Annotated in this window: 22 protein-coding genes; 9 read left to right on the forward strand and 13 right to left on the reverse strand. The window is 72.8% G+C overall.

Annotation, left to right across the window (positions count from 1 at the left end):
- The first annotated feature begins 5 nt into the window (after positions 1-5).
- Positions 6-503: a GNAT family N-acetyltransferase gene (locus ABT354_RS25720; protein WP_351497846.1), complete on the forward strand. Its 498-nt coding sequence runs from the start codon at positions 6-8 to the stop codon at positions 501-503.
- An 82-nt stretch (positions 504-585) separates the two neighbouring features.
- Here ABT354_RS25720 and secD read toward each other — a convergent pair whose 3' ends face one another.
- Together secD and ABT354_RS25730 are read right to left on the reverse strand one after the other, a co-directional pair.
- Positions 586-2,868, reverse strand: coding sequence for a protein translocase subunit SecD (secD, locus tag ABT354_RS25725; protein WP_351497848.1), 2,283 nt, complete (start codon positions 2,866-2,868; stop codon positions 586-588).
- Between the two features lie 130 nt (positions 2,869-2,998).
- On the reverse strand, positions 2,999-3,415 hold the full coding sequence (locus tag ABT354_RS25730) for a hypothetical protein (RefSeq protein ID WP_351497850.1): 417 nt from the start codon (positions 3,413-3,415) through the stop codon (positions 2,999-3,001).
- A 319-nt stretch (positions 3,416-3,734) separates the two neighbouring features.
- Between ABT354_RS25730 and ABT354_RS25735 the strand changes: the two genes are divergently transcribed.
- The 3 genes from ABT354_RS25735 to ABT354_RS25745 are packed head-to-tail and all read left to right on the forward strand — an operon-like array spanning position 3,735 to position 6,200.
- Positions 3,735-4,514 (forward strand): ABC transporter substrate-binding protein, encoded by a 780-nt coding sequence (locus ABT354_RS25735; RefSeq protein ID WP_502983502.1) that lies wholly within the window; start codon positions 3,735-3,737, stop codon positions 4,512-4,514.
- A complete protein-coding gene (locus tag ABT354_RS25740; RefSeq protein WP_351497852.1) occupies positions 4,511-5,353 on the forward strand; it encodes an amino acid ABC transporter permease in 843 nt (280 codons plus the stop codon). Before ABT354_RS25735 ends, ABT354_RS25740 begins: the two co-directional genes overlap by 4 nt.
- A 16-nt stretch (positions 5,354-5,369) precedes the next feature.
- Entirely contained in the window at positions 5,370-6,200 is an 831-nt protein-coding gene (locus ABT354_RS25745; RefSeq protein ID WP_351497854.1) for an amino acid ABC transporter ATP-binding protein, read from the forward strand.
- On the opposite strand, the gene ABT354_RS25750 is transcribed toward ABT354_RS25745, so the two are convergent.
- On the reverse strand, positions 6,197-6,901 hold the full coding sequence (locus ABT354_RS25750; RefSeq protein WP_351497856.1) for a hypothetical protein: 705 nt from the start codon (positions 6,899-6,901) through the stop codon (positions 6,197-6,199). The genes ABT354_RS25745 and ABT354_RS25750 overlap by 4 nt on opposite strands.
- Positions 6,876-8,738 carry a serine/threonine-protein kinase gene (locus ABT354_RS25755; RefSeq protein ID WP_351497858.1) on the reverse strand — a complete coding sequence of 621 codons (1,863 nt, stop codon included), beginning with the start codon at positions 8,736-8,738 and terminating at the stop codon, positions 6,876-6,878. The genes ABT354_RS25750 and ABT354_RS25755 overlap by 26 nt, the downstream gene beginning before the upstream one ends.
- A 600-nt stretch (positions 8,739-9,338) precedes the next feature.
- Between ABT354_RS25755 and ABT354_RS25760 the strand changes: the two genes are divergently transcribed.
- Positions 9,339-10,169 carry a nitroreductase/quinone reductase family protein gene (locus tag ABT354_RS25760; RefSeq protein ID WP_351497860.1) on the forward strand — a complete coding sequence of 277 codons (831 nt, stop codon included), beginning with the start codon at positions 9,339-9,341 and terminating at the stop codon, positions 10,167-10,169.
- A 226-nt stretch (positions 10,170-10,395) separates the two neighbouring features.
- Here ABT354_RS25760 and ABT354_RS25765 read toward each other — a convergent pair whose 3' ends face one another.
- The 4 genes from ABT354_RS25765 to ABT354_RS25780 form a co-directional block, all read right to left on the reverse strand.
- On the reverse strand, positions 10,396-11,640 hold the full coding sequence (locus tag ABT354_RS25765) for a Cmx/CmrA family chloramphenicol efflux MFS transporter (protein WP_351497862.1): 1,245 nt from the start codon (positions 11,638-11,640) through the stop codon (positions 10,396-10,398).
- A 298-nt stretch (positions 11,641-11,938) separates the two neighbouring features.
- Entirely contained in the window at positions 11,939-12,841 is a 903-nt protein-coding gene (locus ABT354_RS25770; protein ID WP_351497864.1) for a haloalkane dehalogenase, read from the reverse strand.
- Between the two features lie 41 nt (positions 12,842-12,882).
- Positions 12,883-13,428, reverse strand: a complete 546-nt coding sequence (locus tag ABT354_RS25775) for a DinB family protein (protein ID WP_351497866.1) — start codon at positions 13,426-13,428, stop codon at positions 12,883-12,885.
- 47 nt (positions 13,429-13,475) lie between these two features.
- Positions 13,476-14,504, reverse strand: coding sequence for an ArsR/SmtB family transcription factor (locus ABT354_RS25780; RefSeq protein WP_351497869.1), 1,029 nt, complete (start codon positions 14,502-14,504; stop codon positions 13,476-13,478).
- A 216-nt stretch (positions 14,505-14,720) separates the two neighbouring features.
- Between ABT354_RS25780 and ABT354_RS25785 the strand changes: the two genes are divergently transcribed.
- Together ABT354_RS25785 and ABT354_RS25790 are read left to right on the forward strand one after the other, a co-directional pair.
- Positions 14,721-15,185 carry a hypothetical protein gene (locus ABT354_RS25785; protein WP_351497871.1) on the forward strand — a complete coding sequence of 155 codons (465 nt, stop codon included), beginning with the start codon at positions 14,721-14,723 and terminating at the stop codon, positions 15,183-15,185.
- Complete coding sequence (locus tag ABT354_RS25790; RefSeq protein WP_351497873.1) at positions 15,176-16,144, forward strand: hypothetical protein; 969 nt, start codon at positions 15,176-15,178, stop codon at positions 16,142-16,144. Before ABT354_RS25785 ends, ABT354_RS25790 begins: the two co-directional genes overlap by 10 nt.
- A gap of 119 nt (positions 16,145-16,263) precedes the next feature.
- Here the strand turns inward: ABT354_RS25790 and ABT354_RS25795 are convergent, their stop codons facing one another.
- From ABT354_RS25795 to ABT354_RS25805, 3 genes are read right to left on the reverse strand one after another with little or no spacing between them, the layout of a single operon-like run.
- Entirely contained in the window at positions 16,264-17,406 is a 1,143-nt protein-coding gene (locus tag ABT354_RS25795; RefSeq protein ID WP_351497875.1) for a FecCD family ABC transporter permease, read from the reverse strand.
- Entirely contained in the window at positions 17,403-18,434 is a 1,032-nt protein-coding gene (locus ABT354_RS25800) for a FecCD family ABC transporter permease (protein WP_351497877.1), read from the reverse strand. The genes ABT354_RS25795 and ABT354_RS25800 overlap by 4 nt, the downstream gene beginning before the upstream one ends.
- Before the next feature lie 58 nt (positions 18,435-18,492).
- On the reverse strand, positions 18,493-19,545 hold the full coding sequence (locus ABT354_RS25805) for an iron-siderophore ABC transporter substrate-binding protein (protein WP_351497879.1): 1,053 nt from the start codon (positions 19,543-19,545) through the stop codon (positions 18,493-18,495).
- 488 nt (positions 19,546-20,033) lie between these two features.
- Between ABT354_RS25805 and ABT354_RS25810 the strand changes: the two genes are divergently transcribed.
- Positions 20,034-20,846 (forward strand): SAM-dependent methyltransferase, encoded by an 813-nt coding sequence (locus ABT354_RS25810; RefSeq protein ID WP_351497881.1) that lies wholly within the window; start codon positions 20,034-20,036, stop codon positions 20,844-20,846.
- A gap of 90 nt (positions 20,847-20,936) precedes the next feature.
- Here the strand turns inward: ABT354_RS25810 and ABT354_RS25815 are convergent, their stop codons facing one another.
- Together ABT354_RS25815 and ABT354_RS25820 are read right to left on the reverse strand one after the other, a co-directional pair.
- On the reverse strand, positions 20,937-21,839 hold the full coding sequence (locus ABT354_RS25815) for a helix-turn-helix domain-containing protein (RefSeq protein ID WP_351497883.1): 903 nt from the start codon (positions 21,837-21,839) through the stop codon (positions 20,937-20,939).
- An 88-nt stretch (positions 21,840-21,927) separates the two neighbouring features.
- Positions 21,928-22,164, reverse strand: coding sequence for a DUF397 domain-containing protein (locus tag ABT354_RS25820; RefSeq protein WP_351498007.1), 237 nt, complete (start codon positions 22,162-22,164; stop codon positions 21,928-21,930).
- 171 nt (positions 22,165-22,335) lie between these two features.
- Between ABT354_RS25820 and ABT354_RS25825 the strand changes: the two genes are divergently transcribed.
- The gene (locus tag ABT354_RS25825; RefSeq protein WP_351497885.1) at positions 22,336-22,878 is read left to right on the forward strand and encodes an ATP-binding protein; all 543 of its coding nucleotides are present in this window, start codon (positions 22,336-22,338) and stop codon (positions 22,876-22,878) included.
- Positions 22,879-22,949 lie beyond the last annotated feature (71 nt).

The raw sequence follows: 22,949 nt of genomic DNA on the forward strand, positions 1-22,949 counted from the left end.
AATCCATGAGTGCACATATGACAGGTGGTGACGGTCCGGTCCTGCCGGAGGAGATACGGATCATCCGGGCCGCCGCCCGGGACGGCGAGCGGCTCACCGCCATGGTCCAGGGCGCGAGCGCCTACCGAGGGGCCTACGCGCCGATGGTCGCCGGCTACCGCGTGGACCCCGCGTATCTGGCGACCCACCCCGTCTTCCTGGCGGTCGACGCCCAGGACACCCTGCTCGGCTTCTACTCCCTGGTCCTCAGCCCGCCCGAGCTGGATCTGATGTTCGTCGCCGACCACGCCCAGGGCCTCGGCATCGGCCGCCGGCTCATCGGCCATATGCTCGGCGAGGCCCGTACCGCAGGAATCACCGAGGTCCGGGTGGTCTCGCACCCGCCGTCCGAGGGCTTCTACCGCAGCGTGGGCGCCGAGCGCGTCGGCACCTCCCCGGCGGTGCTCCCCAAGATCACCTGGGAACGCCCCGAACTGGTCTTCCGGGTCGCACCGGCGGGCTGAACCCCACCGGGCCCCACCGGGCGGCCGTCCCCCGGTCCCCGGAGCGGCGCGGGGTCGGCGCCGCCCCGGGGACCGCCGGGGATCAGACCACCGCGCCCGTCCCCGTACGCGGTGGCCGCGCGGCCCGGGGCTTCTCCGGGTGGCGCAGCTGGAGCCCCACCGCCAGCGGCATCGCGGTGAAGATCGTCGACGCGATTCCCACCACCACCCCGGTCAGCAGCGCCAGCGAGAAGTCCGCCAGCGAGTCCCCGCCCAGCACCGCGAGGGCCACCAGGACGAAGAGCGCCCCCATCCCGGTGTTCACCGTCCGGGGCAGGGTCTGCGCCACCGCCAGGTCCGCCAGCTCCGGCCACTCTCCGCGCGGCGACATCCGCCGCAGCTCCCGCAGCCGGTCCAGGACCACCACCGTGTCATTGACCGAGTAGCCCACCACCGTCAGCAGCGCCGCGAGGAAGACACTGTCCACCGGCTTGCCCAGCCAGGCGAACAAACCCACCACCAGCAGCACGTCCTGCACCATCGCCACCACGGCGGCCACCGCCAGGGTCCAGCGGAACCGCACCGTCAGATAGAGCAGCTGGGCGGCGACCGCGACGCCCAGCGCGATCAGCGCATGCCGGCGCAGCTCGGCGCCGAGGCTCGGGCCGATCTTCTCGTCCCGCTCCACGGTGACCTCGCCCACCGTCTTCCCCAGCGCCGTACGGATGGTCTCCTGCTCCGCGTTGCTCAGCTCACCGGTGCGGACCGTCACCCCGTGCTCGCCGTCGGCCTGGACCACGGCCCGGGGGAAGCCCGCGTCCGCCACCGCCTGCCGGGCCCGGTCCGCGTCCACCGGACGCTCGGCGGCGTAGTGGATCTGCCGCCCGCCGGTGAACTCCACGCCGAACTCCAGCCCCCGCCCGGCGATCCCGCCGAGTGCGAGCAGCACCAGACCCAGACAGATCCCGAGCCAGCGGCGGCGGTACCGCATCAGCCTCGGGGGCCGCCGCTCCAGCAGGGTGCGCACCCGTCCGCGTACGGTCAGCCCGGTCCAGGCCGGCCGCCGCCGGATCGCGCCCCGGCGCACCGCCCACTCCGCGAGCAGCGGGGTGATCACCATCGCCGACACCAGCGAGGCCAGCACACCGACGGAGAGGGTGATCCCGAACCCCTTGACCGGGCCGGTCGCGAAGACGAACAGCAGCCCCGCCGCGAGCAGGGTGGTCACATGCGAGTCGGTGACCGCGCTCCAGGACTGCCGGAAACCGGTCCGCAGCGGCCGGCGCAGATCGGTGGAGCGGAAGGCGGACCGGGCGTACTCCTCCCGGGCCCGTTCGAACGCCAGCACATTGGCGTCCACGGCGATCCCGATAGCCAGGACGAAGCCGGCCAGACCCGGCAGGGTGAGCGTCGCCCCGAGGGCGAGGATCGCGGCGTACGAGATCACTCCGTACAGCAGCAGCGCCACCGTGGCGAGCGCCCCGACCAGCCGGTAGACGGCGATGATGAACGCGCCGGTGCAGGCCAGGCCGATCACCGCGGCCCAGGCGCTGGCCTTGATCGCCTCCTTGCCCAGGGTGGGGCCGACGACGGACTGCTCGACGGTGGTCACCGGCACCGGCAGCGCCCCGCCCTCGACCAGCGCCGCCAGATCGCGTGCCTCATCGGCCGAGAAGGAGCCGGTGATCTGCGCGGAGCCGCCCGGGATGCCCGTTCCGCAGGCCACCGAGGACTCCATCCCGGGTGCGGAGACCACGGCGCCGTCGAGGACGATCGCCACCCGGCGGGCCGGGTCGCCGGGCGGGGCACAGGCCGCCTCGCCGGTGAGGGCGGCCCACTCCTCGCCGTTGTTCCGGAAGGACAGATCGACCGTCCACCCCCGGCCCGACTGGGTGTCGAGTATCGCCTCGGCGCCCTTGACCCCCTCGCCGGTCAGCGCGGTCGGCCCGAGCCGCAGAAAACTCCCCGGCGCGTCGGGGTCGGGCAGCACCTGTGAGCCGTCCCGCCCGGGGCCGGAGCGGGGTCCATCGGTCACCCCCGCCACCGGATGGAAGGTGAGCTGGGCGGTCCGGCCGATCACCTCGGCGGCCTCCCGGGGGTCGCGCACCCCGGGCAGTTCCACGACGATCCGGCGCTCCCCGGAGCGGGCGAGCGTGGGCTCGGCGACCCCGAGGGCGTCGACCCGCTGCCGCAGCACCTCCAGGGTCCGGTCGGTGGCGGCCGCGTCGGCGCGGACGGTGGGGGAGTCCCGGGTCTCCAGGACGATACGGGTGCCGCCGCGCAGATCGAGTCCCAGCCGGGGTGGGACGAGCAGGGCGACGGTGAAGGAGACGGCGATGACGGCGAGCGCGAACAGCGCGCGCCAGAAGGTGGCACGGGAGGACATGGGTGCACTCCAGGAGCAGCCGCGCGGACCGCCCGTGGACGGGCCGGCGCGAAGGAAGGGGAGACAGCGCGTCCCGGCCGCCGGCGCCCGCGGACATGCCGGGGCGACGGGCGGCGGACGCGTCAGAACGTCAGCTGCTCGTGGAGTGGGGTGGTGCCCGGGACTGCCGGGGCTCATGGGCCGGCTGGGGCGGCGCCCTGCCCTGGCGCGGCTGGGCTGCGATCCGCCCGCCGAGCACCGGCGGAGCGGCGAACGCCACCGGCGCCGCCAGCTCGGGGGAGAGGGAGTGGGCCGGGCCGCTCCGCTCCCGGTCCGTCGCGACCACGGCGGTCGGCGCCGTCGGCGCGCGCCGGATCTCCGGCCGGGCGGTGGTGGAGCGCTGCACGGACTCGCTCCGCACGGGAGCCGCCGGGACCACCGACACCGGGGCGGCCACCTGGCCCGCCGACACCGGACCGGAACCGGTCAGCAGGAGCACCACGCTCCACACACCCAGCAGCACCGGCGAGACCGCGGCGACGATACGGGGGCACACACGCTGTCCCATCCGCCCCCCTTTGCTCCCCGGCTCGGCCCCGGACCGGCCCCTGATCTCCCTCAGCGTAGGCGATCCACCCGCCGTCCTCCCCGTCGCCCCGCGTGTGAACGCCTCGTGAACAGCCCCGTCATGGGCGGGCGCGCTGCCTACGATCTCCGACGGACGGTCGCGCACCGATGACCGCCTGCCCGCGCTCCACCCCCTTCGATGGAGGTCGTACGTGTTCGGGAAGGCAACAGCACGCGTCAGACGGACCACAGCACCGCACCGCACCACGGCGACCACGCCATCGCACCACCACCGCGGGCGCACGGCGGCCCTCGCCGCGCTGGCGGCGGGGGCGCTGCTGACCGCCACCGCCTGCGCCTCGGACGACGAGGGGGAGACCACCTCCGGCGGGGTCCCCCTGGTGGCCAAGGGCACCCTCACCACCTGTACCCATCTGCCCTACCCGCCGTTCCAGTTCGAACGGGACGGCAAGGTCGTCGGCTTCGATGTGGCCCTGATCGACCGGGTGGCCAAGGAGCTGGGCGTCAAGCAGAAGATCGTCGACACACCGTTCGAGAACTTCAAGACCGGTGCCTTCCTCAACTCCGGAGAGTGCGATCTCGCCGCCGCCGGCATGACCATCACCGACGAGCGGAAGAAGAACGTCGACTTCTCCGTCCCGTACTTCGACGCCACCCAGGCCCTGCTGGCCACGGCGAAGAGCAAGGTCACCTCCCTGGCCGGGGTGAAGACGGGCAAGCGCACCCTGGGCGCGCAGAGCGGGACCACCGGCGAGAGCCACGCCAAGGAGCAGGGCTTCGACCCGGTCGCCTTCGAGAGCTCCGACGCGGTGCTCAACGGACTGCGCACCGGACAGGTCGACGCCGTCGTCATCGACTACCCCGTCGTCCAGAGCTGGCTCAAGGACCCCGCCAACGCCCAGGCCTTCCGGCTCGGTGAGCACATCCAGACCGGCGAGCAGTACGGAATCTCCGTGAAGAAGGGGAACGACAAGCTGCGCGCCGCCATCGACAAGGTCATCAAGGAGTCCCGGGCCGACGGCGGCTACAACCGGATCTACGAGCAGTGGATCGGACCGCTCCCCCAGGACCAGGGGTGATCTCCCCGCCGCCCGGTCCGGCCGCGCGCCCCGCGGGCCGTCGGCTCACCCGCCGGCAGCGCCGCCGGGCGGTCCGGGGCATCCAGTACGCGGTCCTCGCCGCGGCCGTCGCGGCGGTGGGCCTCCTCGCCGACTGGGGGAGGCTGGCGGAGCAGTTCGCCCAGGGGGAGCTGGTCGGGCAGCTGTTCCCGGAGATCCTTACCGTCGCCCTGCGCAACACCGTGCTCTACACCCTCTCCGGCTTCGCCCTCGGGCTGGTCCTCGGCCTGGTCGTCGCCCTGATGCGGCTCTCCTCCGTCGCCCCCTACCGCTGGGCCGCCATCGTCTACATCGAGTTCTTCCGGGGGCTCCCCGCACTGCTGATCTTCATCTTTGTGGGGGTCGCGGTCCCGCTCGCCTTCCCGGGCACCGAGATACCCGGGGGTACGTACGGGAAGGTCGCCCTCGGCCTCGGTCTGGTCGCCGCCGCGTACATGGCCGAGACCTTTCGGGCCGGCATCCAGGCGGTGCCCCGGGGACAGCTGGAGGCGGCCCGTTCGCTCGGCTTCTCCTATCCCCGGGCGATGGTCTCGGTGATCATTCCGCAGGCGTTCCGGATCGTCGTACCGCCGCTCACCAATGAACTCGTCCTGCTCTTCAAGGACTCCTCGCTGGTGCTCTTCCTGGGGGTCACCCTGAACGAGCGCGAGCTGACCAAATTCGGCCGTGACCTGGCGGGCCAGACCGCGAACTCGACCCCCATCCTGGTCGCCGGGGTCTGCTATCTGCTGGTGACGGTGCCGCTCGGGCTGGTGGTGCGCCGCCTGGAGGCCCGCGCCGCCCGGCCCGGGGACCGCTGACGAAGGAGGGCGTCCCATGGCGTCGAGCGCAACGCCGCCGCAGGGAGCAGGGATCTCGGTCCAGGGGGTGCACAAGTCCTTCGGGGACCGCCAGGTGCTGCGCGGTATCGATCTGGAGGTGGCGCCCGGCGAGGTCGTCTGTGTGATCGGCCCCTCGGGCTCTGGCAAGTCCACCCTGCTGCGCTGTGTGAATCTGCTGGAGGAACCCAGCAGCGGCCGGGTCGTGGTCGGCGGTACGGAGATCACCGACCCGGAGGTCGACATCGACGCCGCCCGCCGCCGGATCGGCATGGTCTTCCAGCAGTTCCATCTCTTCCCGCACCTCGATGTGGCCGGGAACCTCACCCTCCCGCAGCGGCGGGTCCTCGGGCGCGGCCGGGAGCAGGCGCGCGCCGTCGCCCGGGAGAACCTGGAGCGGGTCGGGCTCGCCGACCGTGCCGATGCCTACCCCGCCCAGCTCTCCGGCGGTCAGCAGCAGCGGGTGGCCATCGCCCGCGCGCTGTCGATGGGGCCCGAGGTGATGCTCTTCGACGAGCCGACCTCCGCGCTCGACCCCGAACTCGTGGGCGAGGTGCTGGGGGTGATGCGGGGGCTGGCCGACGACGGGATGACGATGATGGTCGTCACCCATGAGATGGCCTTCGCCCGGGAGGTCGCGGACCGGGTCGTCTTCATGGACGAGGGCGTGGTGGTGGAGGAGGGCCCGGCGGCCCGCATGATCGGCGCCCCCCGCCAGGAACGGACGCGGAACTTCCTCCGCAGGGTCCTCGACCCCGCCGGGAGCGGGGCCGGGGACGGCGACGGGGACTGGGGCAGCGAGGAGGACCGGGCCAAGGAGACGACCTAGGGACAGCGGTAGACGAACCGGGCCTCGCCCCGGTGCGACGACGGCGAGACGATCCGCAGCTCCGCACGGGCCCGGTGGTCCCCCCGGCCCGTGAACGACCACAGCATCCGCAGGGTCGCCCGCTCCTGCCCCCGCCCCAGCCGCTCCCGCAGCAGCCCCGAGGAGGTGCCGTCGCTGCGGATCCAGCGATAGACCAGGGTCCCCGGCCGCCCATTGGTGGCCACGGTGCCGACCACGCTCGCCGTCTGCTCGCACCCCAGCGTCCCGTTGCCGGAGCGGGCCGAGACCGCCTCGACCTCGATCGACCGTCCGTAGCGCTGCCAGGCCAGCAGGGCCAGTACGGTCAGCAGCACCACGGCCGCCAGGGCGTAGCGCCGCAGCCCGCGCAGCCGCCCGCCCCTGCGGTGGCGCGGCTCACCGGGCGGCGGGCCGTCCCGCCACACTCCGACCGCCGTGGTCCCCGCGTCCTGCGGGGGCCCGGTGGGGACGGTCACCCCCGGGCCGAACCGCCGGACCTCCCCCTCCACCCGGTCGGGGACCGCGTCATCGGGGTCGCCGCCCTGGACCAGGGTCGGGTGCTCCGCCCCCGGGGGCCGGCCGGCCGGTCGTTCGAACCAGTGGCTGCCCAGTGCGGTCGCGCTGTCGTCACCGCCGTCCGCGAGGTCCGGGCAGCGCTCATGAGGGGGTCTGGGACTCGTCATGGGAAGCGCACCTCCGATCGAGGATCTGCCCCGAGGTCTCCCCGCCCGAGGGCGCGGGAGCGGCCGAGGCCACCACCGCCAGATAGCAGCCGTCGCCCGTGTACACATGCGGCACGGTGACCGTGTACGTCCGTGCCCCGCTGCGGCTGAGGGTCTCCACCGTGTCCGCCTCGCCCAGCTCGCCCGGGACATCGCCGCTGTACCAGGTCAGCACCAGGGTGACCGGACCGGTTCCGTCCGTGGTCACCTCGAAGGTCACCGAGACCGATGAGCCGGGGATCCGGCCGGAGCCGGAGGTCTGTTCGAGGCTGGAGATCTGCACCGATCGCACCCGGGACGGCGCGGGGGTCGTCTCGCTCGGCGACGGCTTCGGCGGGGTCGAGGGCGGTGTGGTCCGGGTCGGCGGCGGTGTGGTCCTGGGTGGCGGGTCCACCGGGCGCCCCGCCGAGGGGGAACGCGTCGGCGCCGGGGGCCCCGACCGGCTGGGGACACCTGCGGCCGGTGTGCCCGGGGCCGGGGCGGACGCCCGGGGCGTGCGGATCCCGGCGGCGGCGTCCGAAGCGGCCGGCGACCGTCCGGGGCGGGCGCCCGGGGTGACGGTGGGCTCCCCGGGCGGCGACGCCGTCGGAGTGCCGGACGGGTCGGCGCTCGTGGTGGCCAGATATCGTCCCGCCGCCCCGGCGCTGCCCGTGCTGTCCGGCTCGACGGCGACCATCAGGGCGAAAAGTCCGGCGGCGGCGGCCGCCGCCGCACAGAGGGAACCGGCGGTCCAGAGCGCCTCCCGCCGCGCCGACCGCCCGGCGACGGGCGCCATGGCCCCCGTCCCACGAGCGGTCCCCCGCCCCGCGCCACGGCCCGCGAACCGGGCGGCGAGGGAGACCGGCCCGGCGGCCCGCAGACCCGTCCGGGGACCCTTCCGGCGCCCGAACGCGGTGGTGGCCGTCTCGGGACCGCCCGGCCGAGGGCCCTCGGCCGACGGCAGCAGCAGCGGGAACAGGGCCACCAGCGCGGCCAGTCGGTGCTGTCCCCGCTCCTCCCAGGCCTCGCCATACGCGCTCCGGGCGATCTCCTCCAGCTCGGCCAGGAACACCGAGGCGCTCGCCGGCCGGTCCCCGGGGTCCTTCGCCAGCCCGCGTGCGATCAGCGGGCGCAGCGGCTCGGGCGCCTCCTCGTCGGGGACCGGCGCACTCATGTGCGCCACCGCCAGCTCCGCCAGATTCCCCGCGCTGTAGGGCTTGTGGCCGGTCAGACACTCGAAGAAGGTCACCGTCGCCGCGTAGACATCGGCGGTGGGGGAGGCGACGGCACCCTGCCACTGCTCCGGGGCCATGTACGAGGGGGTGCCCGCCACCTCCGGCTCGTCGCCGAGGCCCGTCGCGATGCCGAAGTCCGCGAGCTTCGACACGCCGTCCGCGCGGACCAGCACATTCTCCGGTTTGTAGTCGCGGTGGACCACCCCCGCGCCATGGGCCGACGAGAGCCCCAGGAGCGACCCCTTGAGCACCACCAGCGCCGCCTCGGGGCCGGTCGCGCCCTCCTCGCGCAGCAGGACCCGCAGGGACACCCCGTCCACCAGCTCCATGACGATGGCGGCGCCGTCCGGCGACTCCACGTACTCGTACAGGCCCACCACATGGGGGGATCCCAGCGCGGCGAGCAGCCGGGCCTCCGATCTCAGCCCCACGACGAAGGAGTGGTCGCGGCGGAGCCGTTCGGCGAGGTACTTGATCGCCACCGGCACCCCGGTGGCCTCATGGACGGCGAGGACGACCCGTCCGCTCGTGCCGGAGCCCAGCTCCCGGGAATCCGTGTACCCGGGTACCGTCCACGCGTTCATCCCGCCCTCCAAGGGCCTCGGGGCCCGCCGCGCGGCGTCTCACGCCGTGCCGGACAGCGCCGTCGTACGGCGTGCTGCCGCACGCTAACCCCTTGGGCCGTCGCCAGAGCAGACCGGATCGCGCCGACTGCCGGTTCCCGTCGGCGCGTTGTCCCGGGGGGCGTGTGGAGGCGTCCGGGGACGGGCCCGCGCGCCGCCCGCGCCCCGTCGGTACGGGGTCCATGGACCGACCGGTGCGGTACGGAGCCACGAGCATGGTGCACGGGTGGCGCCCGGGAACCCATTGCACGGCCGTGACCTGGCCGTATAAAGTCCTCCCCGTGACTGCCGGGTCGGCCTTGGGCCAGAAGCGAGCAGGGTTCCCGGCCTCGGAGTGATTCCGGGGCGGGTGCGAGCCCCGCCTGACGTTCTCTTTTCTTCGCGCGCCGAGAGCGCGCCTGTTTCGCGTTCCCCGATGGGCCGACGCGATCCACCGTTCCCTTCTCACGCCCGCGTGCGTGCCGTCGTGCCGTCCGCGCCTGTCCTCCCTCCTCTCCCCGTGCTCGCGTACATCCGCCGCACCGGCGGCTGTTCGGCGTGCCCTTTCACAGAAAGCCTTGTATGCCCCACGACTTCAACCAGCAGGTCATCGATGAGTTCCGGGCCAACGCCGGCCGGGTCGGCGGCCCCTTCGAGGGCGCCCGACTGCTGCTGCTCACGACCACCGGCGCCCGGACCGGTGCCCCGCACACCACCCCGCTCGGCATGCTGCCCGACGGCGCCGGGCGGACCCTGGTCATCGCCTCGGCCGCGGGCGCGCCCCGGCACCCCGCCTGGTACCACAATCTCGTCGCCCACCCACAGGTGACCGTGGAGACCGGGGTCTTCACCTATGACGCCGAGGCCGTCGTCCTCACCGGCGAGGAGCGCGACCGCGCCTTCGCCCGCGCGGTCGAGGCGGACCAGGGGTGGGCCGACTACCAGGCGCGGACCGACCGGACCCTGCCCGTCGTCGCCCTGGAGGAGATCCCCGGACCGCCCCGGTTCGCCGCCGGCTCGATGAGCGCCGCCATGCGGCTCGTCCATGATGGATTCCGCCGGGAGATCGACCTGATCCGCAAGGAGATCGCCGCCTCCGGCCCCGGTCTCGGCGCCCAGCTGAGGATCAACTGCCTCACCCTCTGCCAGGGGCTGCACCACCACCACACGGGCGAGGACACGATGATGTTCCCGGCGCTGGCCCAGCGGGATCCCGCGCTCGCCCCCGTACTGGAGCGGCTGCGGGAGGAGCACGACCACATAGCCGCCCTCCTCGCCGAGGTGCAGCGGCTCCTGTTGGGCGGGGAGTCCGACCGGGCGACCGTGGCCCGCGAGGTCGACCGGCTCGCCGCCGAGCTGGAGGAGCATCTGCGGTACGAGGAGGAGCAGTTGATCCCGCTGCTCGACGGCTGACCCCGGGCCGGCGGCGGGGACCGGGGCATGCGGCCCCGGTCCCCGCCGGCCGGGCGGTTCAGCCTGGCCGCCGGCCGGCCCGGTGCTCCGGGGCCCGGCATACGGGGGTGGCACCGCCGGGGGAATCCGCCGCCGGCGAGGGGCGGCCCGGCCCCCCGACCGGGTCGCCGCTGCCCAAGGAAGGCCCGCTTACTGTACAGCGGGCCAGTACGCCACCGCAGTCGTGTTACGGCCGGGGGGTGGCCGATGACGATCTCCCCGGGGCATCGTCGGAGGAGGGTCCCCAGGACCGTCCGGCCGTCTCACCGGCGTCCCCGCGTACACCGCTACGGGCCCGTACGAGCGCCACCGCCGCGATCACCAGGGCGACCGCGCTCAGCAGGGCGCTCACCCCGACCGGGCCGCGATAGCCGAGCCCCGCCCCGATCGCCGTCCCGCCGAGCCAGGGACCCAGCGCCGCCCCGACATTGAAGGCGGCGGTCGCGCTCGCACCGCCGAGGGCCGGCGCGCCCTGGGCCTCGTACAGCACCCGCGAGATCAGGGCGGAGCCGACCGCGAACGAGAGCGCTCCCTGGACGGGGGCGAGGACGAGCAGCGCCGCGGTGTGGCCCGCGCCCGCGGTGAGGAGCGCCCACCCCGCGAGGAGCGCCGCGCCGCACCCCAGCAGCGGGCGTACCCCGTAACGGTCGGCGAGTCGGCCACCCACCGAGACACCGGCGAACGCGCCCGCGCCGAAGAGCGCCAGCACGGCGGGGACCCAGCCGCCGCCCAGCCCGGCCACCTCGGTGACCAGGGGCGCCAGATAGGTGAAGGCGCAGAAGGTGGCGCCGTTGACCAGGGAGCCGAGCAGCAGCAGCGTCAGGGGGCGCGGCCTGCCCAGCGCCGTCAGCTCGCCGCGTACCCCGGTGACGGCGGGGCCCCCGCCGCCCCCCGCCGGGACCCAGCGGAGGATCGCCACCAGGGCGGGCGCCGACAGCAGGGCCACCGCCCAGAACGCCGAGCGCCACCCCCACAGCTGCCCGAGCAGCGCGCCACCGGGGACGCCCACCACACAGGAGAGGGTGATCCCGCCGAGCAGGACGGAGGTGGCCCGCCCGGTGGCGCCCGGCGGGGCCAGCGCCACGGCGGTCGACAGCGCCACCGCGAGGAAGCCCGCGTTGGCGAGCGCGGCGATCACCCTGGTCGCCAGGAGCAGCGGATAGCTGGTGGTCAGCGCACCGGCCACATGCACCAGCAGAAAGACCAGCAGAAGGACGAAGAGCGCGTTCCGCCGGGACCAACGGCGGCCCAGCAACGCCATCATGGGCGCCCCGACCACCATGCCGACGGCGAACGCCGAGGTCAGCGAGGCGGCGGCGGGAATCGAGACATCGAGGTCCCGGGCGATGTCCGGGATCAGACCGGAGAGCATGAACTCGGACATTCCCTGGGCGAAGACCGCCAGTCCGAGGAGATACAGAACGAAGGGCACGGGGAAACTCCACAGCCACGACCGAGAGAAGCAGGACGGCATGGGCCGTGGGCGGCACCCGGAACACCCGCCGGGCACACCCGGCACCCGCTCCGGTGGATCACCGGTCGGGGGAGGTCACCTCGACAGTGCGGGAAGCCACCGGACGGCCGGTGGCTTGCGTTGGTCGGACTCCGGGCTGCGCATGAGGAGCACGCTAGCGGGCCCCGCCGGGCCCGTCCACGGGATTTCGCGGCGGGTGCCCGGCAGGGCCCTCAAGGGAGAAGCCCTTCAGCGGAGAGCCTCCGGGGGAGAGCCCTCAGGGGAGCGTGCGCAGCCAGGAGGCGAGGGCCGTTCCGACGGCGTCGGGAGCGTCCTCCTGGAGCATATGGCCGCCGGGGACGGTGACATGGGTCAGCCGTGGCCAGGAGCGGGCGACGGCGCGATGTGCCTCGAACATCGTTCCGGGAACCGCCTCGATGAAGAGCTTGGGGACCGGCGAGGTGGCCAGCCACTCCCCGTAACGGGTGACGATGTCGTGGACATCCGCCGGCTCGCCCGCGACGGGGACCTCGCGCGGCCAGGTCAGGGTCGGCCTGCGGGATTCGCCCGGTTCCCGGTAGGGGCGCCGGTAGACGGTCATCTCCTCGTCCGACAGTCCGCGCAGCACTCCGGCGGGGAGCATCTCCTCGACGAAGAAGTTCCGTTCGAGGACCATGTCCTCGCCCGCCGCGGAGCGGATCGCCCGGAAGAGCGGGACGGCCTGTTCGGGCCAGTCGTCCCAGGAGGGGATCGGGGCCACGAACGCCTCCATGCAGGCGATCCCCCGGATCGCGGAGGCGTTCCGCCGGGCCCAGTCGAGGCCCAGGGCCGAACCCCAGTCCTGCACCACCAGGGTCACCCGCTCCCGTACCCCCAGGGTCTCCAGCAGCCCGTCCAGATAGCGGCGGTGCTCGACCAGGCGGTAGGAGTGCGGCCCGCTGTCGGGAAGCTTGTCGGAATCCCCCATGCCGACCAGATCCGGAGCGATGCAGCGCCCGTGGTCCACCAGATGCGGGAGCACATTGCGCCAGATGTACGAGGACGTCGGGTTCCCGTGCAGGAAGACGATCGGGTCGCCCTGCCCCTCGTCGATGTAGGCCATGCCGATTCCGTCGACCCGGACACGGTGTCTGCGGTACGGGTCCCGTGCCGGGATCGCCGCGCTGTCATGGTGTTTCATGATCGCCCTCAACACCGGCCGCCCTGGCGATTGTTCCCCGTCTACCGGCCCACCCGGCCGTCGATCCGCTCGCGCAGCAGATCCGCGTGGCCGTTGTGCCGGGCGTACTCCTCGATCATATGGACGAGCACATCCCGCAGGGTGATCGGCTGGCCCCGGTGGTCCCCGGTGACCAGGAGGTCGTGGGCCGTCGCCAGGAACCGTTCCGCGTGCGCCACCTCCTCCCGCCAGGCGGCCCAGGCGCGCTCGACCACCTCCGGGTCGGCCACCGCGCCGTTGAAGTCCCCGTCGCGGTCGTCCTCCGTGCGGTAGAGCATGGGCAGCTCCCGGCCCTCCATCAGCTGGCGGAACCAGTAGTGCTCCACCCGTGTCAGATGGCGGATCAGGCCCAGCAGGGAGAGCGTGGACGGCGGTACGGAGCGGCGCGCCAGCTGCTCGGCGTCCAGGCCGGAGCACGTCCTCTCCAGCGTCAGCCGCTGGTCGCGCAGATATCGGAGCAGGGTGGACCGTTCCCGGTCCCGGACCGGCTCGGAGCCGGTGGGGGTGGGATCGGGGGAGTCGGCGGAAGGGGCGGAGTCGGTGGTCATGGTGCGAGCATCTGCGGTCTCCACCCGCGCCCGCCACCTCTTTTCCCTCAGGGCCCGGTCCGGCCGGCCAGCGCGTGCGCGCGGTCGCCGCCCGGTGCCCAGGAGCGCCCCTCCAGCAGCTCTATCCCCAGCGGTGTCAGCGTATGGCGGATCGTGTTCCGCACCCGCAGGCTGCGGATCAGCCCCGCGTCCCGCAGCACCGTCGCATGCTCGCTCGCCGACGCCGGGGAGATGTCCAGCCGCCGAGCGATCTCATGGCCGGTGGTGTGCTCCGCGTCCGCGATGGTGCAGAGGGTGGCCGCCCGGGTCCGCCCCAGCAGCCGGGCCAGGGTGTCCGCCCCCGTCCCCGCCCCGGCGGGCTCCAGCGCGCCGATGCCCCGGGCCACCGGATAGACCAGCACCGGCGAGCGCGAGGTGTCCCGCAGGGTGATCGGCGTCCCCCGGCAGAAGAACGACGGCACCAGCCGCAGCCCCCGCCCCTCCAGTCGCAGTTCGCTGTCGACGGGATAGGCGACCAGCAGCACGGGCGGCTCCCAGCGGATGGTGGGATGCAGACTGCCCAGCAGCCGGTCGGTGCCCCCGGCCAGAAAGGCCCGCGCCCGCAGCTCGCGCTCGGCGTCCACCGTGGCCCGGAGCTGCGGCCAGTACGGGGCCAGCGCCTGCTGATGGTAGCGGCGCAGCGCGGTGCCGAGTCCGCGCAGCGCCTCCGCACGGCCGTTCGCCAGCACCTCGGCCCAGGGCGGCAACCGCCGCTGCTGTCCCAGAGTGGCCATATCCGTTCGCAGTTGTGTGCGGGAGGTCGAGACGATCAGCTCGATTCCGCTTTCCATGCAGTCGGCGCCCTGGGCCGGTGTCAGAAAGTCCGGTGAGTAACCGCGGGGCGGGGCCAGCCGCAGCAGCGGGCGGGCTGCCGTGTCCAGCGAGCCACCCACCCGGGCGCGCCAGGAACGCATACCGGGATCCTGGTCATTGCTGCCCAGCACATGCAGGCTGAGCAGGGTCTCCCAGGCGGGATCGGGACCCGGCGCGAGATGGATCCGGCCGAGGTCGGCCGGACTGAAGTGGATGCGCAGCACCGACGTACCCCCGTGACAAGGTGCTCTCCTCTGTGTCCCACTCTTCCGGTTCGTCCCCCGGGGCGGTAGCCCGTAATCCGCCAACCGACGTTCTTCGGCCACCGCCGAAGGAGATTCCGCTTCGCCGGCCGCCGCCCTAGGTTCCGGTACACGGACCACGGGGCGGCCAGGGCCGTACAGGCTTCGTCGCCGCCTCGCCCAACGGGAGGAACACCTATGACCACCGCACGACGACTGACCGGCGCCCTGGGTGCCATGGCGGCGCTGCTGACCACCGCCGCCGCAGCGCTGGGGGCGGCACCCGCCACGGCCTCCGCGCCGCCCGCCGCCCCGGCGGTCGCCGCACCCGCCGCCGCTCCGCAGCGGGCCGCCGCCTGGGACGGCAATATCTACCTCTACTACAGCGCGTCGCCCAACAGCTCCTGGAGCAAGTACGGGGACTGGGTCAACGACTTCGCCGGCCATACCTTCGCCGCCGGTGGCGAGGGCCATGGCCGGGCGGTGAAGAACAATGTCAACCGTGCCTGGAACAACGACGCCAACCACACCGCGCGCATCCACTACAACGAGAACCAGAACGCGAGCGGCCCGGCGCCGTACGACGACTTCTTCCCGGGCAACGCCCGTCAGCTGATCCCCTCCGTCCGTAACAACAACGCCTCGCTCAGCTGGTGGCGCTGATCCACAGCCGGGCCCGCGCGCTGGCCCTCCGTACGGTGGCCACGGCCCTGCTGCTGGCCGCCGTGGGGGCCTCCGGCGCGTGCGCCCCGCCGTCCGGGGCTCCGGGCCCGGCGGCGGAGGAATCCGGTCCGCCGCCCGTCGCCACGGTGCCCCTGATGCTCTCGGTGCGGGATCTGGTGCTCCCGATCGAGCCGTATCTCTTCACCGACCGGCAGATCGCCGGGGTGCTGCGGGCCCGGGGGAAGCTCGCGGCGGTGTGCATGGAGCGGTACGGGCACTCCTGGCCCGCGCCGTCGGGGCCGTCGGGGGAGACCGGGACGCTCAACCCGGCCAATACGGCCCATCGGTACGGGCTGACCAGTGCGGCCGTCGCCGCCCGGCACGGCTACCACCCGGCCGGTGACACCGTCCTCCGGCCCCGGGCGAAGGACCGGGGGCCCCGGCCGGTGCCCGCCGCGATGCGGGTGCTGACCGGGTTCGGGCCGGACGGCTCCCCGGTCACCCGGGATCCCCGGGGCCGTGCCGTCCCGCCCGGGGGCTGTCTGGGCGAGGCCACCGCCGCCCTGTCGGGCGACCCCGACCGGATCGGCAACCGCGAGCTGGTGGGGGAGATCAACATCGGGAGCTATCAGCGCTCCCGGCGCGATCCCCGGGTACGGGCCGTCTTCCGGGCCTGGTCCCGCTGTATGGCGGCCCGGGGGTACGACTACCCGGACCCCGTCCGGGTGCCCGGCGCGGGCGACCGCGCCGCCGGGCCCGTACCGTCCCGTACGGAGATCGCGCTGGCCGTCGCGGACGTGGAGTGCAAGCGGACGACCAATGTGGTGGGGGTCTGGTCGGCGGTGGACGCCGCCTACCAGCGGCGTGCGATGGGGGAGAGGCGCTCCGAGCTGGCCGCCGTGGCCCGGGACATCCGGACCCAGCTCGCCAACGCGGAGCGGGTGCTCGCGGACCGGTGACCCCGGCGCTGGAGCCCCGAGGACCGAACAGGGGGAACGGGGGAGAGCAGGGGGGAACGGGAAAGGGGCCGTGTCCGGCGCGATCCGCCGGACACGGCCCCCTCGGCCGTCCGCTTCCCTCAGAGGGCGCCCTTGCGCCGCTCCCGCATCAGCAGATACCCGAGATAGGCGCCACCGATCGCCATGGTGTAGATACCGACCGGCAGATCCTCGAAGAGCGGCAGCTGCTGGGCACAGAGATCGGCGAGCACCAGCAGCAGTGCCCCCATCAGACCCGAGAGCATCAGATGCGGCCCGGTCAGCCGGGTGAGCCGCTTGGCGATCTGTGGAGCGGTCAGCGCGATGAAGGCGATGGGGCCCGCGACACTGACCGCCCCCGCCGACAGCGCGATGGCCAGCAGGACCGCGTACGACTTGGTGCGCAGCGGCTCCGCCCCGAGCCCCTGGGCGATGTCGTCGCCCATCTCCCCGATGCTCAGCCGCCGGGAGATCAGCACGGTCAGCGGCGCCGTGACCAGCAGCACCAGACCGATCGTGGTGGCATCCTCCCAGGAGCGCGACGACAGGCTGCCGTTGACATAGGCGGTGAGCGCCGTGGCGTTGTCCCGTTCCATCGCGTACACGACGTACTGGGTCACCGCCGTGCAGATCGCCGCCACCCCGATACCGGCGATCACCAGGCGCGCCGGGTTGCGGAAGCCGGTGCCGGTGGAGACATACACCAGCACCATCGCCAGCACACCGCCGACGAGCGCACCGAGCGGCACGGAGACCGTGCCGGGGAACATCAGCGCGGCGATGGCCGCACCGGCCCCGGCGCCCGAGCCGAGACCGATCACATCGGGGCTGCCGAGGGGGTTGCGGGTGGCGGACTGGAAGAGCGCACCGGAGAGCCCCAGCGCACAGCCGGTGCCCAGCGCCACCACCAGCCGGGGGCCGCGCAGCCGCTCCAGGACGAAGGCGTTCTTGCCCGTGGCCTCACCGCGCAGCGCCTCGCCCAGCTCGGCGAGGGGGATCCCCAGCCGGCCCAGCGAGAGGGTCGCCGCCGAGGCGGCCACCAGCAGGACCAGCAGTCCCACCGCGGTCAGCAGGGCGGCGGGCCGCAGCGGGACCGCGAACCGGGGGCCGAGGGTCACCAGCCCCTTGGGCGAGGTCCGCGCCCCCGCCGGGGCGCCGTGCTCGCCCCGCTCCCCGGGCGCACCGGACTCCGCAGGCCCGCCGGTGGGCCTGCGGGCCGGGTCCCGGTCCATCTTCGTGATCATGCGTTCCCCCTCATCCGGCGGACGGCGATGAGCAGGACGGGAGCGCCGACGAACGCGGTCACGACACCGACCATCAGCTCCTGCGGGCGCATCACGACCCGGCCGAGGACATCGGCGGCGAGCAGCAGTGTCGGGCCGACCACCGCCGAGAACGCGATCTGCCAGCGGAAGTCCACCCCGACCAGCGCCCGCACGATGTGCGGGACGGCGAGGCCGACGAAGGCTATCGGGCCGACCGCCGCCGTGGCCGCCGCGCTCAGCAGGGTGGCGGCGGCGAGCCCGCCCGCCCGGACGACGGCGGGGTTGGCACCGAGCGCGGCGGCGGTGGAGTCACCCAGCGCCAGCGCGTTCAGCCCGCGGCCCAGCAGCAGCGCCAGCAGCAGACCGATCGCCACGAACGGCAGCATGGACTTCAGCACATCGAAGTCCCGGCCGCCGAGCGCGCCGACCACCCAGTAGCGGTAGCTGTCGAACACCTGCGGCTTGGTGAGGGTCACGGCCTGGATATAGGCCATCAGCACGGCGGAGAGCACCGCTCCGGCCAGCACCAGCCGTACCTGGCTGCGGCCGGCCCGGCCGCCGCCGATGGCCTGCACCAGGAAACCCGCCGCCAGCGCGCCGGGCAGTGCCCACCACATGGCGGCGGTGCTGCCACTGGCGCCCCAGAAGGCGGTCGCGGTGACGATGGTGGCCGAGGCGCCCGCGTTGATGCCGAGCAGTCCCGGTTCGGCCAGGTGGTTGCGGGTGATGCCCTGCATGAGGGTGCCCGCGACCGCCAGCGCCAGCCCGGCCAGCACACCGAGCGCGGTCCGTGGGTAGCGGCTCTCCACCACGGTGGTGAGCTGGAGGTCGGCGGTGCCGCGCAGTACCTCGACCACATCGCCGAAGGACGTGGTCCGGCTGCCGAACATGATGCTCGCGAAGAGCGCGAGCGCGAGGGCCGCGAGCGCGGCGCACAAACCGTACACCCGCCGAGCGGTGCCCTTGACGGGGGCGCTGCTCGGCGGGTGCGGGGAAACGGTGGCCATCAGGCGTTCTGTCCCGTGTATTCCGTGTGGACCGGTGAGTCGGCGGTCGTCGGCGCCGTTACTTTCCGGCGGCCTTGACGGCCTTGTCGATCAGCGGCAGGTACCGGTCGATCGTCCACGGCACGGTCAGCGGGTTGATGATGGAGGAGGCCGTCACGAAGGAGTTGTTGTCACCGACGACCACAGCACCCTTCTTCACCGCCGGGATGTTGCCGTACAGCGGCTGGCCCTCGATCTCCTTGCGGTTCTTCTCGTCCGTGTAGAACGTGAAGATCAGGTCGCTGTCCTTCAGCTTGCCGGCGTTCTCCAGACCGATGAGCGCCGAGTCGGTGCCCTTGGTCTCCTTGAAGCCGTTCACCACCGGGTCGACCTTCAGACCCAGCGAGGAGACCATCTTGACCCGCTGCTCCTCGGGCTTGAAGACGCCGAGGGTGCCGGGGCCGGTGTTGTAGATGTACGAGAAGGTCAGGTCCTTGTAGTTCGGACGCGTCTTGCCGGCGTCCGCCAGCTGCTTCTCGATGTCGGCGATCAGCTTCGGGGCCTCGGCCGGCTTGCCCAGCGCCTTGGCGATGATGTCGATCTGCTGGTCCCAGTTGGTGGACCAGGGCAGGTCGGGGTAGGCGACGGTGGGGGCGATGTCCTTGAGGATCTTGTACTGCTTCTCCGTGATGCCGGACCACGGCGCCAGGATCACATCCGGCTCCAGCTCCAGGATGGCCTCGGTGTCCAGCTCCTCGCCGCCCGTGAACTGCTTGGGCAGCTTCTCGCCCTTCTTGGTCACGGCCTCGTGGATCCAGGGGAGGTAGCCGGTCTTGTCGGCGCCCCACGGGTAGCTCTCGATGCCGACCGGGGTGTGGCCGAGCGCGATGGCGGTCTCGGCGGAGCCCTGGCCCAGGGTGACGACCCGCTTGGGCTGCTGGTCGATGGTGGCGGTGCCGAGCGCGCTCTTGATGGAGACCGGGAACGCCCCGCCGCTCTTCTTCTCGGCTGCGCCGTCCGTCTTCTTGTCCTCGCTGTCGGACGACGAGCAGCCGCCGATGGTGAGGACAACGGCGGTGGCGGTGGCCGCGGCGGCGAGCGCGCGGCGACCCACGCGAGTGAACCCGAGCATGGACGATTCCTCAAGATTTGGTGTTCGAAGGGGCCGACCGGGCGTCCATGGAAAGGGGGAACCCTTGTCATGGGAGGGCACGCCCTCCGACGCGGAGACCGCGGCGCTGATCGACTTAGGCAACCCTAAGCTATGTCTGTTGCCGCGTTCAACCGAGTCCGGGGCCCCGGAGGTCACGGGTCGGACTCAGTCTTTCAGGAGAAAACTCAACCAACTGGGCAAATTCGGGCAAGTGGCTTCCGGGCGTTCCCAGGCCGTTCGCTGGCGGACACTCCGTGCCCCTTCTCCCGGCCCGGGGGGAATCGGCGCAGCTCAGCCGGGAGGGGCGGGAAGGGGTGGATGCGGGGGCCGAGGGGGCGGCGGCCGAAAGACGGCCCCACGGCGAGCCTTCTTCGGCGTCTCCCTATGCCGGACCCCCCGTGCTCCCTAGCATGACCCCCGGCAATCCCCCCTGTGGGGAACGGTACCGACGACACAGGTGAGACCGTATGCAAGAGGAGTCGTGGCGCCCCGACGCCATCGACACGACCGTGCCCAGCGTGGCGCGCATGTACGACTACTACCTGGGGGGCGACGACAACTACGAGTCGGACCGGGTGGCCTGTGAGGAGCTGCTGAAGGCGGTCCCCAGTACCAAGGTGCTGGCGGTCAACAACCGCCGCTTCCTGCGCCGGGTGGTACGGATGCTCGCCGCCGACCACGGCATACGCCAGTTCGTCGACCATGGCTCCGGTCTGCCCACCCAGGACAACGTCCACCAGGTCGCCCAGGCCGTGGATCCCGCCTCCCGGGTGGTCTATGTGGACAACGACCCCATCGTGCTGGCGCACGGCCGGGCCCTCCTGGAGGAGAACGACCGCACCGCGGTCATCCAGGCCGATATGCGGGACACCGACGGTATTTTCGGCCATCCCGAGACCGTGCGGCTGATCGACTTCGAGCAGCCGGTCGCCGCGCTCTTCGTCTCGGTGCTCCACTGCATCCCGGACGAGAGCGACCCCGCGGGGCTGATCCGCCGGGTGGCGGAGCGGCTGGCGCCGGGGAGCTTCCTCGTCGTGTGCCAGCTGGTCAGTGAGCGGCCGGAGATCCGGAAGTACGTCACCGACTTCATGGCCGAGGCCACCGGCGGCCACTGGGGGCGGGTGCGCGAACAGCGCGAGGTCGCCGCCTATCTCGACGGCTTCGACCTCCTCCAGCCGGGTCTGGTGGAGGTCTCGACCTGGCGTCCGGACAGCGATCTCGCCCCGGTGCAGCAGACCGACGAGTGGATCGAGTGGGGCGGGGTGGCCCGGCTCGGCTGAGCCCGCCCGTCCGCCCGGGTCCGCCGCGCCACCGCTCCGGCGCGGCGGACCCGCCGGTATCGGTCGGTGCGGCGGTCCCGGCGGTATCGGTCAGTACTGGGCCAGCCGCTCGCGCAGTACCCGCATCGTCCTCGCCGGGGTGAGCGCACAGGCGCCGACCCGGTCGAGCATATTGCGGTACTCCTCCACGATCTGCGGCTTCTGGGTGAAGGTCGAGTCCGTCAGATGCTCTATGTAGACCGCGTCCTTCAGATCGCCGAGTGCGAACCGCAGATACGTCACACCGGTGCCGACGCCCGCCGCGGCCGACACATCGAGCGGGGCGATCTGGAGGGTGATCTTCGGCCGTTCCATCAGCGCGATGAGATGTTCGAGCTGGTGGCGCATGACCTCGCGCCCGCCGACCGAGCGCAGCAGGACGGACTCGTCGATCACGGCCCACAGATACGGGGCATCCGGCCGGTCGAGCTGGGTCTGCCGCTCCTGGCGCAGCTCCACCCGGCGCGTCACATCGTGCGGCAGCAGATGCCCCGGGCCGACCTGGACGACGGCACGGGTGTACGCCGATGTCTGGAGCAGACCCGGCACATAGAAGGGCTCATAGGTGCGGATACGTTCCGCCGCGCTCTCCAGCGCGACCAGCGGGGTGAAGAAGTCGGAGAGCACATCGTTGAACGAACGCCACCAGTCCGGTCTTCTGGACTGGTCCACCAGTCTGAGGAACTCCTCGACGCGCTCGGGGTTCTCCACCCCGTACAGATCGAGCAGCGCCACGGCGTCGTCGTGCTTGCAGCCATGGCGCCCCAGTTCGATTCGGCTGGTTTTGGATCGGGAGAACCCGAGCCGCCCGTCGACGTCGGCGGGGTCCAGTCCGGCGGCGACGCGCAGCTCGCGCAGTTTGCCGCCGAGGATCAGCTTGAGGGCGGTCGGGTTCTTCTCGACCGCACCCAGGGGGCGTAGGAACAACGACTCGGACGGGTCGGTTGCTGCCATCGGGCGCTCCTACGGACGTTGACGGAAGCCGTCAGTATCCCTCACCTGGGCCGGTCGAGCAGGGGAGTTGGGTCCGTTCGGGCTGTTTTCAGCCAACGAATCCATCGAAGTCGCCACTGCGGGCGCCGGCCACGAACGCGGCGATCTCGTCCGGGGTGTAGATCAGCGCCGGACCCTGGGGGTCGCGGGAGTTGCGCAGGGCTATGGAGCCGTCGGGCAGCTTCGCCAGCTCCACGCAGTTCCCCGTCGCGTTGCTGTGGCTGCTCTTGGTCCATGCGGCGGTGGTCAGCTCGCTGGCCCGCATGCCGTTGGCGAAACGTTCCATTACAACAGCCCCCTGCTCTCCGTACGGTGGTTCGCTCATCTTGACCGAAGGGTCATGCAATCCCATTTGCAATCTCAGATGCAATTGCATTCCCGCGTGATACTCGACCATACTCGTTCCGCGGCACCGGCGGCAGCGGTGAAGTCCTAAACCTTCAGGGGGACATGACCAGTGACGACCCATGTGGCAGCCTCGGCGGGCACGGGCTTCGGAGGAGGCGGAAAGCTCGCCGCTCCCGACCCCGGAATGGACTGGCCGCTCGGCTTAACCGGCGCGAGCGAGCCGCTGTGGGGGCGTGAGCGGGACATGGGCCCGGCGGGCTTCGCCGCCTGCGGGCTCGACGGCACCCTGCGCAACGCCTCCCAGGCACGGCGCTTCGTCGGACTCACCCTCGGCGGCTGGGGGCTCTCCCGGCTGGTGCCCGACGCGGCCCTCGTCGTCAGCGAGCTGGTCACCAACGCGGTCCGGCACGCCCTCGACCCCGACGGCACCGACCGCGGTGACTACCCCGTCTGGCTCGGTGTCTTCCTCCACCCCTCGGACGTGGTCCTCGCGGTGACCGACCCCAGCTCCCGGCCGCCGCGCCCCCGGGAGGCCGGGACCTGCGCCCCCGGCGGGCGCGGACTGGCGCTGGTCGGCGCGCTCAGCACCCACTGGTCCTGGTCGCTCACCCCGCCGCGCGGCAAGACGGTCTGGGCGTCGTTCACCCGCTGAACGGGCGCGCCCACCGGGGGAGTTCGGCCCGGGCTCCGCGCACCGGGTGACGGCGGAGCCGGCCGGAGGCG

The organism is Streptomyces sp. NPDC000594 (genome assembly GCF_040299965.1).
Lineage (GTDB): Bacteria > Actinomycetota > Actinomycetes > Streptomycetales > Streptomycetaceae > Streptomyces.

Coding starts and splice junctions, on each gene's coding strand:
- ABT354_RS25745 (WP_351497854.1), top strand. CDS start 5,370: ATGGCGTCGAGCGCAACGCCGCCGCAGGGAGCAGGGATCTCGGTCCAG.
- ABT354_RS25750 (WP_351497856.1), bottom strand. CDS start 6,901: ATGACGAGTCCCAGACCCCCTCATGAGCGCTGCCCGGACCTCGCGGAC.
- ABT354_RS25785 (WP_351497871.1), top strand. CDS start 14,721: ATGACCACCGCACGACGACTGACCGGCGCCCTGGGTGCCATGGCGGCG.
- ABT354_RS25730 (WP_351497850.1), bottom strand. CDS start 3,415: ATGGGACAGCGTGTGTGCCCCCGTATCGTCGCCGCGGTCTCGCCGGTG.
- secD (WP_351497848.1), bottom strand. CDS start 2,868: ATGTCCTCCCGTGCCACCTTCTGGCGCGCGCTGTTCGCGCTCGCCGTC.
- ABT354_RS25815 (WP_351497883.1), bottom strand. CDS start 21,839: ATGGCAGCAACCGACCCGTCCGAGTCGTTGTTCCTACGCCCCCTGGGT.
- ABT354_RS25820 (WP_351498007.1), bottom strand. CDS start 22,164: ATGGAACGTTTCGCCAACGGCATGCGGGCCAGCGAGCTGACCACCGCC.
- ABT354_RS25760 (WP_351497860.1), top strand. CDS start 9,339: ATGCCCCACGACTTCAACCAGCAGGTCATCGATGAGTTCCGGGCCAAC.
- ABT354_RS25805 (WP_351497879.1), bottom strand. CDS start 19,545: ATGCTCGGGTTCACTCGCGTGGGTCGCCGCGCGCTCGCCGCCGCGGCC.
- ABT354_RS25800 (WP_351497877.1), bottom strand. CDS start 18,434: ATGGCCACCGTTTCCCCGCACCCGCCGAGCAGCGCCCCCGTCAAGGGC.
- ABT354_RS25775 (WP_351497866.1), bottom strand. CDS start 13,428: ATGACCACCGACTCCGCCCCTTCCGCCGACTCCCCCGATCCCACCCCC.
- ABT354_RS25795 (WP_351497875.1), bottom strand. CDS start 17,406: ATGATCACGAAGATGGACCGGGACCCGGCCCGCAGGCCCACCGGCGGG.
- ABT354_RS25810 (WP_351497881.1), top strand. CDS start 20,034: ATGCAAGAGGAGTCGTGGCGCCCCGACGCCATCGACACGACCGTGCCC.
- ABT354_RS25755 (WP_351497858.1), bottom strand. CDS start 8,738: ATGAACGCGTGGACGGTACCCGGGTACACGGATTCCCGGGAGCTGGGC.
- ABT354_RS25770 (WP_351497864.1), bottom strand. CDS start 12,841: ATGAAACACCATGACAGCGCGGCGATCCCGGCACGGGACCCGTACCGC.
- ABT354_RS25720 (WP_351497846.1), top strand. CDS start 6: ATGAGTGCACATATGACAGGTGGTGACGGTCCGGTCCTGCCGGAGGAG.